Source organism: Staphylococcus sp. HMSC069E10 (assembly GCF_001809205.1).
Taxonomy (GTDB): domain Bacteria; phylum Bacillota; class Bacilli; order Staphylococcales; family Staphylococcaceae; genus Staphylococcus; species Staphylococcus hominis.
The window spans coordinates 1-16,281 of sequence record NZ_KV796475.1; the positions used below are offsets into that span (position 1 = coordinate 1).

The 16,281-nt window shown below is 31.0% G+C and carries 18 protein-coding genes and 1 pseudogene; 15 read left to right on the plus strand and 4 right to left on the minus strand.

Annotation, left to right across the window (positions count from 1 at the left end; all coding sequences use genetic code 11):
* The coding region (locus tag HMPREF2561_RS03840; protein WP_141743258.1) for an LPXTG cell wall anchor domain-containing protein at window positions 1-195 on the plus strand (195 nt) is incomplete at its 5' end.
* 124 nt (window positions 196-319) lie between these two features.
* Window positions 320-1,936, plus strand: coding sequence for a hypothetical protein (locus HMPREF2561_RS03845; RefSeq protein WP_053026388.1), 1,617 nt, complete (start codon window positions 320-322; stop codon window positions 1,934-1,936).
* A 52-nt stretch (window positions 1,937-1,988) separates the two neighbouring features.
* Here the strand turns inward: HMPREF2561_RS03845 and folE2 are convergent, their stop codons facing one another.
* From folE2 to HMPREF2561_RS03860, 3 genes are read right to left on the minus strand one after another with little or no spacing between them, the layout of a single operon-like run.
* Entirely contained in the window at window positions 1,989-2,867 is an 879-nt protein-coding gene (folE2, locus tag HMPREF2561_RS03850; RefSeq protein ID WP_019834867.1) for a GTP cyclohydrolase FolE2, read from the minus strand.
* A 27-nt stretch (window positions 2,868-2,894) separates the two neighbouring features.
* Window positions 2,895-3,560, minus strand: a complete 666-nt coding sequence (bshB2, locus tag HMPREF2561_RS03855) for a bacillithiol biosynthesis deacetylase BshB2 (RefSeq protein ID WP_066032102.1) — start codon at window positions 3,558-3,560, stop codon at window positions 2,895-2,897.
* A gap of 13 nt (window positions 3,561-3,573) precedes the next feature.
* Window positions 3,574-3,936, minus strand: coding sequence for a YojF family protein (locus HMPREF2561_RS03860; RefSeq protein ID WP_002488035.1), 363 nt, complete (start codon window positions 3,934-3,936; stop codon window positions 3,574-3,576).
* Window positions 3,937-4,121: 185 nt separating this feature from the next.
* Between HMPREF2561_RS03860 and hxlA the strand changes: the two genes are divergently transcribed.
* From hxlA to HMPREF2561_RS10980, 13 genes and pseudogenes are all read left to right on the plus strand, one after another.
* On the plus strand, window positions 4,122-4,754 hold the full coding sequence (gene hxlA, locus HMPREF2561_RS03865; RefSeq protein WP_019834869.1) for a 3-hexulose-6-phosphate synthase: 633 nt from the start codon (window positions 4,122-4,124) through the stop codon (window positions 4,752-4,754).
* A 1-nt stretch (window position 4,755) separates the two neighbouring features.
* On the plus strand, window positions 4,756-5,304 hold the full coding sequence (gene hxlB, locus HMPREF2561_RS03870) for a 6-phospho-3-hexuloisomerase (RefSeq protein WP_066032103.1): 549 nt from the start codon (window positions 4,756-4,758) through the stop codon (window positions 5,302-5,304).
* 240 nt (window positions 5,305-5,544) lie between these two features.
* On the plus strand, window positions 5,545-5,745 hold the full coding sequence (locus tag HMPREF2561_RS03875) for a hypothetical protein (RefSeq protein WP_053026385.1): 201 nt from the start codon (window positions 5,545-5,547) through the stop codon (window positions 5,743-5,745).
* Between the two features lie 99 nt (window positions 5,746-5,844).
* Window positions 5,845-6,219, plus strand: a complete 375-nt coding sequence (locus HMPREF2561_RS03880; RefSeq protein ID WP_131566080.1) for a hypothetical protein — start codon at window positions 5,845-5,847, stop codon at window positions 6,217-6,219.
* A gap of 12 nt (window positions 6,220-6,231) precedes the next feature.
* Entirely contained in the window at window positions 6,232-6,450 is a 219-nt protein-coding gene (locus tag HMPREF2561_RS03885; protein WP_053026383.1) for a hypothetical protein, read from the plus strand.
* Window positions 6,451-6,527: 77 nt separating this feature from the next.
* A complete protein-coding gene (locus HMPREF2561_RS10975; protein ID WP_240557274.1) occupies window positions 6,528-7,334 on the plus strand; it encodes a hypothetical protein in 807 nt (268 codons plus the stop codon).
* Window positions 7,283-8,062 carry a hypothetical protein gene (locus tag HMPREF2561_RS03900; protein ID WP_053026382.1) on the plus strand — a complete coding sequence of 260 codons (780 nt, stop codon included), beginning with the start codon at window positions 7,283-7,285 and terminating at the stop codon, window positions 8,060-8,062. Before HMPREF2561_RS10975 ends, HMPREF2561_RS03900 begins: the two co-directional genes overlap by 52 nt.
* Before the next feature lie 44 nt (window positions 8,063-8,106).
* Entirely contained in the window at window positions 8,107-8,301 is a 195-nt protein-coding gene (locus tag HMPREF2561_RS11045) for a hypothetical protein (protein ID WP_353956384.1), read from the plus strand.
* A gap of 557 nt (window positions 8,302-8,858) precedes the next feature.
* Window positions 8,859-12,149: a CapA family protein gene (locus tag HMPREF2561_RS03905; RefSeq protein WP_019834872.1), complete on the plus strand. Its 3,291-nt coding sequence runs from the start codon at window positions 8,859-8,861 to the stop codon at window positions 12,147-12,149.
* A 119-nt stretch (window positions 12,150-12,268) separates the two neighbouring features.
* Complete coding sequence (locus HMPREF2561_RS03910; RefSeq protein WP_053026381.1) at window positions 12,269-13,654, plus strand: AMP-binding protein; 1,386 nt, start codon at window positions 12,269-12,271, stop codon at window positions 13,652-13,654.
* A complete protein-coding gene (locus tag HMPREF2561_RS03915) occupies window positions 13,651-14,796 on the plus strand; it encodes a thiolase family protein (protein ID WP_069723781.1) in 1,146 nt (381 codons plus the stop codon). Before HMPREF2561_RS03910 ends, HMPREF2561_RS03915 begins: the two co-directional genes overlap by 4 nt.
* A 338-nt stretch (window positions 14,797-15,134) precedes the next feature.
* The gene (locus tag HMPREF2561_RS03925) at window positions 15,135-15,398 is read left to right on the plus strand and encodes a hypothetical protein (protein WP_019834876.1); all 264 of its coding nucleotides are present in this window, start codon (window positions 15,135-15,137) and stop codon (window positions 15,396-15,398) included.
* Window positions 15,399-15,496: 98 nt separating this feature from the next.
* Window positions 15,497-15,622 (plus strand): annotated as a pseudogene (locus HMPREF2561_RS10980) (hypothetical protein); the annotation flags it as partial.
* Window positions 15,623-15,863: 241 nt separating this feature from the next.
* On the opposite strand, the gene vraX reads toward HMPREF2561_RS10980, so the two are convergent.
* On the minus strand, window positions 15,864-16,025 hold the full coding sequence (vraX, locus tag HMPREF2561_RS10850; protein ID WP_017176053.1) for a C1q-binding complement inhibitor VraX: 162 nt from the start codon (window positions 16,023-16,025) through the stop codon (window positions 15,864-15,866).
* Window positions 16,026-16,281 lie beyond the last annotated feature (256 nt).

Consider the following 16,281-nt stretch of genomic DNA (forward strand, 5'->3'; position numbering starts at 1 on the left):
GCTGACTCAGATGCAGATGCAGATGCAGACAAAGGTCATAATAACAAAGCAGATAAATCAAATAATAACGAATTACCTAATACTGGTAATAATGATCAAAATAATGGCACATTATTTGGTTCATTATTTGCTGCACTTGGAGGATTACTCTTAGTTGGCAGACGTCGTAAAAACGAAAATAATGAAGAAAAATAATAGTTAGACTTCATATTTACACAATGAAATTTAAAACCAGGCCCTTCATGGCCTGGTTTTATTTTAAATACTATGATATGGATTGATAGAAATAAGATAAATAGTTATAAATAAGGAGGAAACTATGGAATTTGAATATAAACTAGAAAAATTATTAACTAAAGTAAATAATAAAACGAAAATTAATAATTATGTTTTTTTAAGTTTGGGTGCCCCTAATATCAAAGCCCAAGTTAAACTATTCAAAAAAACGAATTATCTTAAACAAAATATTTCGAAATTAGCACTTAAATTTAAAAAGAAAACAGGTCAGTTTCCAGAATGGATTAAATTAGATATTGTTACATCCACTGAAAAGGTTCAATTTAATGAATTGAAAAAAGCGTTGATTAATACACGACGAAATTATGTGGATTTTGGTATCGCATTTGATAGTCTATGGAATTTAGTCGTTTTACCTGAAGAAATTAATGCGAATGCTTTTATTCGACCAGATAATACAACTAAAGAACTATTTCTTTCTGATAAAAATATTAATAATTATTTACGTAAATACACGACTAACAAAAAGGCGTTTTCAAGTGAATTTTATAACGGAAAAGAAGTTGTTAAATTTTATACACAAGGCTTCTTTATAGATAATGAAGAAGTATATGAACTATACGACAATGGTTATAGAAAAGGTTTAAGAAAAGTAGCTCATTTGGAGAGTGAAATTGATCAATTAATTGAAAGCAGCACTCATTTCTTACAAAATATGTTGTTAGATAATGGTAAATATATTTATGGGTATTTCCCACATTTTGATAATGAAATTGGGTTCTATAATATACTAAGACATTCATCTTCTACATATGCCTTAATAGAGGGACTAGCATATTTAGGTGAAAGTTTGCAACCTGTTGAAAAAGCAATTGATTATGTTATTTCAAATCAATTACTTGAAGTTGAAGATAAAGCGTATGTCTATGATGATACGGAAGACACTAATGAAATTAAATTGGGACAAAATGCTTCATTTATATTCGCTGTATGTGAATATTTGAAATATGAGAATAACCCTAAATATCTTGAAGCTGCTCAAAAAGTAGCGAACGGTATTCTTTCAATGATTGATGAAGATACATATGAAACGACGCACTTATTGAATTATCCTGATTTAAGTGTTAAAGAAAAATTCAGAATCATTTATTATGATGGCGAAGCAGCTCTTGCTTTGTTGAGACTATATCAAAGAGATAAAAATGATTTATGGTTGAAAACTGTAGAAAATTTAATGGATCGTTTCATTGAAAAAAAATATTGGCAATATCATGATCACTGGTTAGGTTATTGTACAAATGAATTAGTTCAAATTAACCCTCAAGAAAAATATTTTGAATTTGGAATAAAAAATGTGAATACGTATCTAGATTATATTAAAAATCGGGAAACTACTTTCCCAACATTCTTGGAAATGTTAATGGCAACTTATAAATTAATACAGAAAGCTAAGGCAACAGGTTTCGAACATATCGTTCATCATTTAATAGATGAGCAACGACTGATTGATGTGATTTATACAAGGGCAGAGTATCAACGTGTTGGATTTTTCTATCCAGAAGTAGCAATGTATTTTAAAAATCCAAGTCGTATTTTGGGTAGTTTCTTTATCAAACATCATGGATATCGAGTCAGAATTGATGATATTGAACATTATGTTTCAGGTTATGTTCAATTTCAAAAAGCTTTTAAAAAATAAAATATACCCCTTATATTTAGTGAACACATACACTAAATATAAGGGGTATTATTTATTTTCTATATTTTAGTCTTGCGAAAGCATCGTGTTGGTGAATGGATTCTTCGTTTCGACATTCAATGTCAAAGCCATCAATCCAGTCAAAATCTACTAAATCTGCAGCAATTAAACGAATTAAATCTTCAACGAAACGTGGATTTTCATATGCACGTTCTGTTACGCGTTTTTCATCTGGACGTTTTAAAATTGGATAAAGAATAGAGCTTGCATTTGCTTCCATTGCATCTAAAATCTTTTCTTTGTAATCATCTATCATTTCAGAATTTTTATCTAAATACACTTTTACTGTTACAACACCGCGTTGATTATGAGCAGAGTATTCGCTAATTTCTTTAGAGCAAGGACAAAGTGTCGTTACAGTAGCTGTGATGGTAAGTTCTTTACGCGTTACTTGATCTTTATGAATTGCTAAACCGTAAGTAACATCAGCATTACCTACTGCTTTGATATGAGTTACAGGACTATAACGATCAAAGAACCATTTACCTGAAACGTCTACCCCCGCAGCATTTTGTTTCATATTGTCTTGTAATGTACGTAATACTTGATATAGTGTATCGAAATCAAGTTCTAAACCATTATTATAATGTTTCTCAACACTTTCTAAGATACGACTCATGTTAATACCTTTTTCATCTTTATTTAAGCTTGTTGAGAAACTAAATGTACCTGCTGTTTGAAATTGATCAATTTTAACAGGATATACTAAATTTTTAATACCCACTTCTTCAATTTCAAACAAGAAGTTTTTATGTGTACTTTGTAAGTCAGTCATTTCATTTTTAGTTGTAGGTTTTGTACCTTTGATAGGGTCTACTGAACCAAAATGTTTCCAGCGACCTTCTCGAGTAGATAAATCAAATTCAGTCATTCGTTTATTGTACCTCCTCTAATTATTTTAATTGTCGAAACGATACGTCCAATAAGGTTCGACTTCTAGAAAACTTTGTGTTTCTCCGTCAACTTCAGGGCTAGCTAATTGTTTTAAGAAAGGACCTGTTTGAGATTTATGAGCTTCAAACGCCTTTAATTTAATCTCTTTATATTGACTAATGTCATTTAATATATCAGGTTCTCCTAAAATATCCGGTGCATCATTACTGAATGCTACGAGTTGAAGTCTTGGACGCTCTTCTTTAGGCATACGTCCTACTGTTCTTACGACAGCTTCAGCTGTTGCTTCATGGTCTGGATGTACAGCAAATTTTGGATAAAATGAAATAATCACTGATGGATTTGTCTCCTCAATCAATGTTTTTACCATATCATCCATTTGCTCATGTGGCTCAAATTCTACTGTTTTATCTCTTAAACCCATTTTACGTAAATCAGTAATACCAATCACTTTCATAGCATCTTCTAATTCTTTTTCGCGAATATAAGGTAGTGACTCTCTTGTAGCAAAAGGGGGATTGCCTAAATTACGTCCCATTTGTCCTAATGTGAGACAGGCATAAGTGACAGGCACCCCGTTTTCGATATAACTTGCGATTGTCCCAGCAGATGAGAAGGTTTCATCATCGGGATGTGGAAATATCATTAGTACATGTCTTTCATCTTTCATGAATCTTCCTCCTCTATACTGTGAATGGCTGTTCACTGATTTCAATCGTTGCAGCCAATTGTCCTTCGTAATTAAATCCAGCTATTAAAAATTCATTATTATCATTGATTTCATAGTGAGTCAGGCCTTGCACATATACCCAACCGCCATCACGAAGTTTCAATCCAACACGAAATGGATCTTTGTCTCCGCCCTTTAGTTGCGCATGTTCATATGTGACTTGTATATTTCGTAAAAACGTACCTGCATTAAACACACGTTGATCAAAATGGTTAGCATATGCACCATTCGTCGTTTCAACATGCAAATAGACAGGTTTGTTTTCAAATGTAGTTAATAATCGTTGTACTTCTTCAGCTTTAATGGGTTCCAACACGTTCACTCCTTGCAACCATACAATGTGTGTATCTATCTATTTTACTAAAAAGAACGACTGAATTGTATATCTATGCTCAATTTATTTATAAATGAAGGAAAATAATTCGAAGTGATTTAAATGTTTAAAAATATTTAACACGGGTATCTATACTACTATGAATATGATACGAAAGGATGTTTGTAATGGAATTACAATTAGCAATCGATTTATTAAATAAAGAAGAAGCAGCAAAATTAGCTAAAAAAGTTGAAGAATATGTGGATATCGTAGAAATTGGTACACCTATCGTTATTAATGAAGGATTACCAGCTGTTCAACATTTAAATGAAAATATCAATAATGCGAAAGTGTTAGCTGATTTAAAAATTATGGATGCAGCAGACTATGAAGTAAGCCAAGCTATTAAATTTGGCGCAGATGTTGTGACTATCTTAGGTGTTGCAGAAGATGCTTCAATTAAAGGTGCGGTTGAAGAAGCACATAAACATGGTAAACAATTGTTAGTTGATATGATTGCTGTACAAGATTTAGAAAAACGTGCGAAAGAATTAGATGAAATGGGCGCTGATTATATCGCTGTTCATACTGGTTATGATTTACAAGCTGAAGGACAATCTCCATTAGAAAGCTTACGTACAGTTAAATCAGTCATTAAAAATTCTAAAGTAGCCGTAGCTGGTGGTATTAAACCTGAAACAATTAAAGACATTGTAGCAGAAGAACCTGACTTAGTTATTGTTGGTGGCGGTATTGCTAACGCAGATGATCCTGTAGAAGCAGCTAAACAATGTCGTGAAGCGATTGAAGGTAAATAAAATGCCAACTTTTAATAATTACCATTTAATATTAGAAGAGATTAATCATACGTTATCTCATCTAGATGATAATGATTATGGACGTTTTGCAAATGAAGTTGTTGGCGCATCTCGTATCTTTACAGCTGGTAAAGGTCGCTCTGGATATGTTGCTAATAGCTTTGCAATGCGTTTGAACCAACTAGGAAAAGATGCATCTGCAATAGGTGAAGCAACAACGCCATCTATTAAAGAGCATGATTTATTAATGATTATTTCCGGTTCTGGATCAACAGAACACCTAAGATTATTGGCTGAAAAGGCACATTCAGTTGGTGCTAAAATTGCTTTAATAACAACTAAAAAAGAATCTAAAATTGGCGATGTCGCTGATACAGTGATTGCTTTACCTGCAGGAACTAAACATGAAGCAGAAGGCTCTGAACAGCCGTTAGGTAGTCTATTTGAACAATCTTCACTCATCTTTTTAGATAGTGTCGTGATTGGATTAATGGATGCCTTTAATATTAATGAAGAAGCAATGCAAGACAATCATGCTAATTTAGAATAAATTAGTATGATTAAGAGAGTAGGGATTTCTAATTTAGAAATCCCTATTTTTGTGTATCATTTTAATAAAATCAACCATAAATATATATACAATAAAAAAAGATATATAATAAATAGTGAATTATGGAATTGTAAAAATGTAATAATTTAATGATTAAGATGCATAATACATATTATGTTAAAATATACCAATTACATTAAATATTAATGACACATTTTAATTTTATAAGGTAGGAATTTTATGATGGTGTTTAATAAAAAGCGTATTGAGGAGATATTAGAAGGTCATTGGGTGAATGAACCTTCAGAAAGCTGGCAAGTTAATAATGTTGTAGCAAGTTATGATCAAGCACGTGAAGATTATCGTCATCAACGACAATTATTATTTATTGCAATAGATAATGATACTTGGAATACGCATATCAAAGATACAGAAGATTAGAGTGATACGCATAATACCATTTTACATGTTTTGCCATATATTTCAGGTATTATCGTAAAAACTCCAATTCCTCAGCTTAATGAAGACATTCTTCAATTCGTGGTACAAGATACTTATGATGCACTAAATAAATTAGTACTTACTTCATATGATACGTCTGATGCTACTTTAATCGCTACTGTTGGTACGAATAATAAGGGCATTTATGTGATTAATGCATTATTTGAAGAACTACTATTAAAAAATAAGAATCAAATAGTAATTAAGAAAAAAGAGCTTGTAAGTCTTAACATGTTAATAGCTTTAGCAAGTACATCTGAACACACAGAGTATATTATTTCTAATGCAAGCAATCGTGCATTAATATCAAATCCACAGCAATTTGATAAGTATATTCCAGATATTTCTATTATTTCTTCTATAGAAGAAACAAAAAATCAAACAATAGATAATAATGTAGAATTATACACTTGACTCCTTGAAAATATGTTTGTTGATAGCATTGTTGTTTTAGATGGTGATAGTGAGGGTGTTGAAAAAATTTATTCTAAAATAGAAAGATTAAAATTAAATAAAATTACTTATGGAATTATTCCTAATTCAGATGTTTTTATTATGAGAAATAGGCAGTTAGGAGAATATTCACAAATTAAAGCAAAGATTATAGGAGAAAATTTAGATTTTCAAACTAAACTAACGGTCTAGATAATTTACGGTACATACTTAGTGGGCTTGCCACTCTAAAAATATTACATATACCTCTTTATATGGTAGTAAATCATTTGAAAAATTTTATACCATTAGAAGATCATCAACAAGCTACTCAGTACAACGCATTTAATGGAGATATTTATAATATTGTAGACAGCGATGCTCTACCAACTATAGAGGGAATGGTTGATTTATTAAGCATGTTACATAAACAACGTATTATTTCAAATGGGAGAACTATTGTCATTATTGGGGGTATTTCCGGACTAACTATGGAAAATGAAGAGAGTCAATATCAAGTATTAGCAGAAGAAATACTTCAATCTGATATTGATTTAGTCATTGGATTTGGGGAGGAAATGTCATACTGCTTAAAATATTTGCCTGAAATAAAAGTAGTAGGGGTATATACATCTGTTAATCAATTGGCACAAGTAACAGCGGCTATTTTAAAAAATGAGGATAATATTTTAATTAAAGGTAATGAGTCTTCAAAAGAATGGTCATTATTACAAGATTTAATTATTAAATATGCGACACAGCCTATTGAACCTTTAAATATTAAAGATGTTATGCCTCCTAGTGAGGGATATGGTGCAGCGACTTTTAATATGAAAACAGGAGAAAAGGTTGCTCAATATGGTAATCAATATGTGACTCAAAATCAAAGTGCAGGTAATTTATTAATTATACATCGTGTATTAAACTTATTATTTACTGAAAAATTAAACCGAAGTCAAACCTTCACACCAGATCCAGATAATGAAGCAATTACTGCAAGCCAACTAAAAAATGCTATTCCTCTTAAAAAAATGACGAAGTTACTTTGGAACACCTTTTATCAGCAGCAATCATTAATGACGCTTCTAATGCATTAATTATGTTGGCAAATAGTGTATTAGGTCTAGTGAAAATGGTTAAAAGCATAGTAAATGATTTAGGTATAAACAGTTCTATTGCAGAAAATATTACTGGTGAACCAGTAGAAGGTAGACTTCAAAAATTAACTTTAGATAACTTGTTTATGATAGGTAACTTATTGTTTACGAATTATCCAGCTGTAAGAGATATACTATCTCTTTCTAGTTATACATTTAAAAATGGCACATATAGAACAAAAAGTAATTTATATGATTATGGATTAATTACGCATGGATTATTCTATGGTGTCAATGATTCTATTGGTATTGTTCGTTCAAAAATTAATGGAGAAACCTATATTACTGTTGCTTTAGGAATTAGAAGTGCATTCCATAGAGATGCTATGATATATCAAACATTATCTAAAATAATGAATTCTGATATTCAAAAAACAAAATTAGAAAATATTAGAAAAATAAGAAAATCGACTTATAAAATAAATTTATTAGACGATACTTATTTTACTGATTCATATGTGAATCGTACAAATGATGAAAGCTTAAATAACTTTTTAATACATGGGACTCCATCGCATAGTTTTAAGGAGATTAGACCATTACTAGAAGGAGCGGACTTCAATATATGTATGTTAGAAACACCAATATTTAATATTGAAAACACATGCTTAGAGCAGCGTTTAAAAGATGTAAGATATTCTAATGAAAAAATACGCTTGAAATATTAAAACAAGAGGATATTGATTTAGTTTCATTAGCAAGTCCACATATACTGGATAGTGAAGAAAAATTAGATTGTACGTTAGAGTTATTAGAAGCATATGATATCTATAATATTAGTTCAAAAAATAAACAGATTGATGCTGAAAACCCATTCGTTATTTATGTTAATAATCAAAGGTATATGATTTTTAATGCGCACTTTTATCAGTCTGATAATTATTGTTTTTTAGTCGTTATGCTATAATAAATGAGAATGGTATTGCATGTTTAAATTCATTTATCTATGAGCGGATGAGCATAGCAAAACGAGAAGATGAAACAACCAAAATCATCGTTATTGCTCATTGAGGAGTAAAAACCCAGACTAATGAAAATGATATAAGACAACATATTCTTGCTCAAAGATTAAGTAAAGCAGGCGCAGATATTATCATTGGACATGGTGGTCGTAATATGAAAGGTATTGAATAAATAAACCAAACAACAGTGCTTTATGATATAGGTGTGTGTATCTTTAATAGTGATGATGATACAAGAGAAACTATACAACCTCCGTATAGTTTAATAACGCAAGTTAATGTGAATCCTAATCATACAATTGAATTGAAACTTTATCCGATTTATACGAATAATCATGCAACACTATGCCAACCAAGATTTGTTGACAAAAAAGATTTAATCATTGTTATACTCTACTGAAAAAATACGGAATGTTACCTAATATATCTATGAACATGACAATCAATACTATTTTAATATTTTTATATAAATAAATTATAAAATTTAGAGAGGAGAGAACTTATGATTTATGATAAAGAACGAATTGAACAATTACTAGAAGGTTACTGGTATCGAGAACCAAAAGAAGAGTGGTACGTTGATAATATAGATATTAATAAACAACAAATGATGAAATATTGTCAAAAAGGTTATAAAACTTTATTTATAGCTATTGATTCAGAAACATGGCATAAAGGATCTGGAAATACTGGCGTTTATGCTGGATGGGAAGATACACATAACAATTTAGAAGAATACAAATATTTTATGAGTGGCGTAATAGCCAGTAGACCGATTGAATATTTAGATGAAGATATTCCACAATTTATTATGAAAGATACCTATAGTGCAATAAAAAAACTAGGGGAATTTTCATTTTCCTTATTTAAAGGAAAAATGATAGGAATTACTGGTACCGCTGGTAAATCTACATGTAAAACTTTACTAAATGAATTGTTAGAAGTGAATCATACAGTTAATTCCACTAGAGGGAATCATAATACAAGAACTGGAGTGCCTCTTACGGTTGCTAATGCGATTAACAACCCTGATTATTTAGTTCTTGAAATGGCAATATCGAGTTTATGGATGAAAAGCGGAGGAATAGCAAAAACATATATTCCAGATTTAGCATTAATAACGTCAATAGATGGTGGACAAAATAAAACACCATATGAAACAGCTATTCTAAAGTCTAAAATCGCTGAAGGTATGCATCATAATGGGAAAGTAATATTAAATAGAGATATGAATGAATATTTCACTGTTAAAAGTACGATAGAAAAATATAATAAGAATATAGTGACTTATGGTTTTAATAATGAGTCAGACTCGATTATTGAAAGGTTTGAGGAGTATAAAGACTATACTCATGTTGAAGCTTCTATATTAGGTGAACCAGTATCATTTAACACTTTTCTATCTGGTAAAGCAATGATTGAGAATATTATTGGTGTTTTGACGATAATAAAATTATTAGATATCCCACTTGAAAGTATTATGTATAAATTAGAAAATTATCAACCTAACAATGGTGTACAAAATTTTGAGCATTACAAAAAAAATAATAGTGTTACATATACGTTAATTAATGATTCATGGAATGCAATGGGAATATCAATGCTTGAAGGTATTAAAGTTTTAAAAACTAAATCTCGTTTTTATAAAGGTAAAACTATTGCGATTTTAGGTAGAATAATTGGATTAGATAAGAATGAAAAAGAAGCAAAACGCCAACATGAGCTTATTGCGGAAGAACTAATTAATTCAAATATTGATTTAGTTTATGGGCATGGTAAAGAAATGAAGTATACTATGAAAAAATTACCTAAACGTATGATAGGTGGATATTATGAAAGTGCAGAGCTACTAGCATACGAAGTTGCTAATATTATAGAAGATGATGATTTAATATTAATTAAAGGATCAGTAAGAAATAGTAATTTTAAAAATGTAAAAAAACATCTCATTTTATATGCTAATTCAAATACTACCCATAAAGTTAATGCACATAAAGGTTCTAGTAAAGGTTACGGAGTAGCAACTTTTAGTGTAAAAACAAATGAGAAAGTTGCTTATATCGGGAATCAAGATGTAATTCAAAACCAAGGATTAGGTGGTATTTTAATTATTCATCATGTTCTTGATTTAATTTTCTCAAAAAAATTATCACTTAGTGATATATATAAGCCTGACAAACAAGCAATTAGAGAAAGTAAAAAGCCAAGGTCAATTCCATTAAATGAAAAAGATGAAATTACTTTAAATCAACTATTGACTTCAGCTATTGTTACTGCCTCGCCGAATGCTATTTTAATGCTAGCAAATACAGTTATAGGAAGTAATAGTGGTAGTTTGAAATATATAAAAGAAACTACTAAAGAAATAGGAGCAAATCCGAGAAGTGCACTGAATATAACGGGAAGAAGAATAAGTAATAAGATACAAGAATTAAGTTTGAATGATTTATATTTAGCAAGTAAATTATTATTTAATAAATATCCTTTTATTAAAGATATGCTAACAAAAAATAATTATGTGTTCAAAGATAAGTTTTATAAATCTGAATCTAATTTGTTTAATTATGGAATGATTACGCATGGTTTCTTCTACGGTCAAGATCACTCTATCGGTACAGTATTGTCTAAAATAAATGGTGAAGAATATATTACAGTCGTGTTAGGTGCTAAAGATGCGTTTCATAGAGATGAATTAATTTATAATTCAATTATGCAAGTTATACAGGGAAATCCTAAACATACTAAACGTGATTCGATTCGTAAGAAACGTAAATCACCATTTGAAATGAACATTATCGGGGATACTTATTTTGGTGAGTATTACACTAAAAAACGCCAAGCAAAAGATATCGATGATGCATTAACATCTAAAGGTCGACATTACAGTTTTGATGGTATTCGTGATTTCTTAAAAACAGGAGATTTTAATATATGTAATTTCGAGGCAGCGATTTCTGATGATGATAATGCTTATTTAAGACAACGTAAACCTTATGTTTTACATGCTTCTGAGGAAGAAACAGCTCGTGCTTTAAAAAAAGAATATATTCATTTAGCCACGCTTGCTAATAATCATTTAATGGACTGTAACGTAGAAGGATTAAACCGAACAATTAAACAGTTTGAAGCAGAGAACCTATATACAATAGGTGCTGGAAATACTCAAGAAGAAGCAGAAAAGCCTTTTGTACTTAACTATAATGGTCAAAAATATACAATATTTAATGCATATTGGTATCGACGTCCTATGTATAGAGAATACGATTTTTATGCAATAGGAAATAAACCCGGTGTTGCTTGTATTAATCCTTCTTTGTATAAGCAAATTTCTAAAGTGAAAGAAGAAGGTGCTAAAGTGATTGTCATTGCTCACTGGGGTGTCGACTTTAGTAAAGTTCAGATAAAACAACGGGAATATGCACAGTTATTAGAAGAAGCGGGAGCAGATTTAATTATTGGTCACGGTGCACATATGATGCAAAGTATTGAGAAAATTAATGGAACTACTGTAGTGTATAGTATCGGCAACGGAATATTCAATAGTAATGGAGAATATGATCAACGTTTTGTACCTCCATACAGTTTTATTGCACGTCTTACTATCACTCCTGAAAATGACTTATCCTTGAAACTTTATCCAATTTATAGCAATAATAAAGAAACATTTTGGCAACCACGTTTTTTAACTGAAGATGAGTTTAAACATTGTAGTCAAATGCTTAAACAATACGGTTCAATTGAAACTATTAAAAAAGGTTATGACCAACATTATTATTACGATATACCGCTTTGATGAAACAACACTCTAATTATTAGTTAAAAGAACTAATAGTTAGAGTGATTTTTTTATGTGTTATTTTTCATATAATGTTAATATAATAATTAATCCAGTTAACATTTAGAGAGGGTCATATGTTAGAAATACTAAATAAATTAAATCACTATTCAATAGAACAACCAGATATGATTGCACTATCGTTCGAAGAAGATGTATTGACATATCAACAACTTTATACAGAAATACAGCAATTAAAATCAGTCTTCATGCATTTACCGAAAGGGTCCCGAGTAGGATTGTTAAGTAAAAGTCCTTTACATAATATGTTGAATTATTTTGCAATATTAGAACAAGGAAGTATTCCATGTTTTCTAGATGACCAATGGTCTGAAGTAACAATTCATCAACTGATTGAAACGTATCATATTGACTATCTTGTTGATGAACAGCATAGACTGACAAAGACAAAGTCTTCTGAAACATATCCAACATATTTAAATGAGCAGTCACAAGTCCATCAACTATTACATATTGGTTTTACATCTGGGACAACAGGGTTACCTAAAGCATATTATCGAAATGAGCCATCTTGGCTTGCGTCATACAAAGAAAATGAAAAGCTACTTCGTCATAAAGAAAACATACTTGTAGCACCGGGACCACTTGCACATTCATTGTCTTTATACACTTGTATTTATGCGTTATATACAGGGAGAACATTTATTGGACAAACCCGTTTTAATGCGACTAAGCTCGTTAGCAAAATGAAACAACAAACAACAAATAGCGCATTATTTCTCGTTCCAACAATGCTACATGCAATAACAAAAATAAATCACGATCACCTACATTTAACAACTATTTTAAGTAGTGGCGCGAAACTTTCTTCTTCGTTGTTTAAGCGTATAGCCGAAACATTTCAGCATGCTAATATTATTGAATTTTTTGGAACGTCAGAAGCAAGTTTTATTAGTTATAACATTAACCGTAAAGCTTCTGTTGATTCAGTGGGATACATATTTCAAAATGTAACGATTGGTTTAGAGGAAAAAGACAATAATCATATAGGGTTATTAAATGTAAAAAGTAATATGATATTCTCTGGGTATGTAAATCAATCTGTCATATTACCTGAAACATGGATTAAAACAGGTGATTACGCTTATATAAAAGATAATCAATTGTATTTAGTAAGTCGTCAAAATGAACGATTAATTATTGGAGGTAAAAATGTTTATCCTCAAGTTATTGAACAAATGATAAAAAATATTGATGGAGTAGAAGAAGTAATTGTTATAGGAGAACCGCATCCACGTTTTGGTGAAATAGCGGTTTTACTATATACAGGATCGATAGAACTTAAGTACCAAACTGTGCGACAACATATTATGAAAGTTCTATCACGATATGATGTACCTTCCAAATTGATAAAAGTAGACAGGATGAAATATACCCAAAGTGGCAAAGTTGCTCGAAATAAGATGTGTACTGCCTATGTAAAAGGAGACTTTAAATTATGAACCAACCGGTTATTGTATGGGCGAAGCGTACACCTTTTGGCAAATACGGTGGGAAATTGAAACATTTAGAACCCGAAACATTACTCATGCCCTTATTTGAAGAAATGAATTCAATTTTTCCTAAAATAATACCTCATATAGATGATGTAGTGATTGGAAATATCGTAGGCAATGGTGGAAATATTGCCCGTAAAGCCTTATTAGAAGCAGGTCTAGCTGAGAGCATTCCAGGTGTTACAATGGACCGTCAATGTGGCTCAGGGTTAGAAAGTATTATATATGCATGTCGAATGATTCAAGCGGGTGCAGGTCATATTTATATAGCTGGAGGAGTAGAAAGTACAAGTCGTGCTCCTTGGAAGATTAAACGCCCTCAATCAGTGTATGATACCCAATTACCAGAATTTTATGAGCGTGCCTCTTTTGCACCAAAAGGTCAAGATCCAAGTATGATAGAGGCGGCTGAAAATGTTGCGCAATATTATCATATTACGCGTAAACAACAAGATGCCTTTGCGATACGTAGTCATCATCTCACACATCAATATTATGAGAATGGAAGTATAAGTGATGAAATCGTACCTTTAAACATCAAAGGTCATTTATTTGATAAAGATGAAAGTATTAAGCCAACACTTACTGAACAACGATTAAATCGATTACGTCCTATACTAGCTAACGGAACAGTAACGGTTGGAAATAGTTGCATGAAAAATGACGGCGCTGCGCTTGCACTCGTTATGAATCAAGAAACGGCATTACAATACGGAATATCAGAGGGAATGATGTTTACAGATGCAGTGACAATAGGTGTCAATCCGAAACGACTCGGTATTGGACCAGTGCCTGCCGTAACAAAATTACTTAAAAAACAAAATTTAAAAATAAGTGACATTGATGCAATAGAACTTAATGAGGCATTTAGTTCACAAGTTTTAGCTTCAATTCAAGAGTTAAAATTAAATATTAATCAAGTCAATCAGTGGGGTGGAGCCATTGCGTCTGGTCATCCTTATAGCGCAAGTGGCGTAGCGTTAATCACTAGGTTATTAAATATGACACATTGGAAGCGGGGAGTTGCTACGATGGGGATTGGAGGAGGAATGGGGAATGCGATACTCTTCGAACGATGGAGCTTGTGAGAAAATAGAAATATATTTTAATGAACAAGAAGTAAGAGCGTATTGCGAAGTAGTTGAAAGAACGTATAAAGGTGTGGTGCCTTTACTCATGTGTGCAAACGTCTGGCCAAAATTTAAGTTGTTTCAAAAGTTTGAACAAGAACATATTCTTCTTGTGCGAACAACATGTGAAGAATTTGAACCATTAAAATGTAGGCTAAAATACGAGGCGTACTTAACACATAAAAGTACGAAAAAGTTTAAAACATATATCCAATATATCTACGAGTTAAAAATATATAAAGATAATAGACAATGTATATTTATTAGGCAAACGTTTATAAAAAAGGAGGTAAATGATGAAGTTTAGTCATGATAAAGTAAGTCATTACCTTCGACTTGTTAATGATAAAAATGAGCTTCATTCAACCATTGTTCCTGGTCAACTGGTAGTGGATTGTGTATTAGCGTATTTTCAAATAGAGTGGACACAATTTAATGTTAAGTATAAAAGGACTATAGATATAGATGAAGAAGTGACCTTCAAAAAAGTGAGTCATAATGAAATAAACGTCTTTGGTTTAAATGGTGAAGAAAAAATAGTTATTGTTAAGAAATCTTAATTTTTCTTGATGATAACTATTTTTATTTTTGGTTATTAGTATTTATATTTTTTAATCATTTATTAATTATGTAACATACAAGTGGAGAATTTATATCCATGAATGTTAATAAAGATAAAATGAACATAGTTAGTGCTCAAAAAGCGAGAAAAACTGTTTTCGCAACAAGTATTGGTAATGCTATGGAGTGGTTTGAATTTGGTGTCTATGCCTATATTACAGCATAAATAAAACGATAGCGTTAATGTTAGTATAACTTAAAGTTTCTCTCTAAGTTTCCAAAAGGGGACATTCTTGGCTAACATTAACGCTATTTTATTAGGGTGAGCTTTTGAATAATTAATGACTTTTTAAAGTTTTGAGTATTAGGGGCATCTTAACTTTAAAAAAGATTTTGAAATATTCGTTTGTTTTCGTATTCAATTACGAAAAACACTTTTTAATTTTTGAAATGTGATGAATAACTTAATTCATGTTATCAACGTCACTTTCTAGTAGAGAGAGCAATTTATAGATGTCATTTTTACTAAACGTTTCATCGAATTTTACCGTAATCGTCTTGAAGGTCTTTGTAATGATTTCGTATATTGGGATACCGTTTTCTATATTTTGCTTGTAGATAATCATGTTGTTAATTCCTCCTTTGTCTCTCTACACTTAATATAGTAATGGATTTGATTATAAAAAACATGAGTCTATGGTACTAACTTTTATTGCAACGGACTGTGTAGAGCATACTACGACTAAATGCCTAGAAGATATAAGAAAAGCTTTTAATCTTAGTGTGACCAAACTATTATACACAAGATTAAAAGCTTTAGAAGTGCTTATATTTCTTTAAAAAATACAGCATAGACAGTAGCTGATTGAATTGAAAGTGCGC

Excerpts from the sequence above, each read along its gene's own strand:
- HMPREF2561_RS03915 (WP_069723781.1), top strand. The coding sequence starts at position 13,651 with ATGAACCAACCGGTTATTGTATGGGCGAAGCGTACACCTTTTGGCAAA.
- HMPREF2561_RS03845 (WP_053026388.1), top strand. The coding sequence starts at position 320 with ATGGAATTTGAATATAAACTAGAAAAATTATTAACTAAAGTAAATAAT.
- vraX (WP_017176053.1), bottom strand. The coding sequence starts at position 16,025 with ATGATTATCTACAAGCAAAATATAGAAAACGGTATCCCAATATACGAA.
- hxlB (WP_066032103.1), top strand. The coding sequence starts at position 4,756 with ATGCCAACTTTTAATAATTACCATTTAATATTAGAAGAGATTAATCAT.
- HMPREF2561_RS03875 (WP_053026385.1), top strand. The coding sequence starts at position 5,545 with ATGATGGTGTTTAATAAAAAGCGTATTGAGGAGATATTAGAAGGTCAT.
- HMPREF2561_RS03925 (WP_019834876.1), top strand. The coding sequence starts at position 15,135 with ATGAAGTTTAGTCATGATAAAGTAAGTCATTACCTTCGACTTGTTAAT.
- folE2 (WP_019834867.1), bottom strand. The coding sequence starts at position 2,867 with ATGACTGAATTTGATTTATCTACTCGAGAAGGTCGCTGGAAACATTTT.
- bshB2 (WP_066032102.1), bottom strand. The coding sequence starts at position 3,560 with ATGAAAGATGAAAGACATGTACTAATGATATTTCCACATCCCGATGAT.
- hxlA (WP_019834869.1), top strand. The coding sequence starts at position 4,122 with ATGGAATTACAATTAGCAATCGATTTATTAAATAAAGAAGAAGCAGCA.
- HMPREF2561_RS03910 (WP_053026381.1), top strand. The coding sequence starts at position 12,269 with ATGTTAGAAATACTAAATAAATTAAATCACTATTCAATAGAACAACCA.
- HMPREF2561_RS03885 (WP_053026383.1), top strand. The coding sequence starts at position 6,232 with ATGTTTGTTGATAGCATTGTTGTTTTAGATGGTGATAGTGAGGGTGTT.
- HMPREF2561_RS03905 (WP_019834872.1), top strand. The coding sequence starts at position 8,859 with ATGATTTATGATAAAGAACGAATTGAACAATTACTAGAAGGTTACTGG.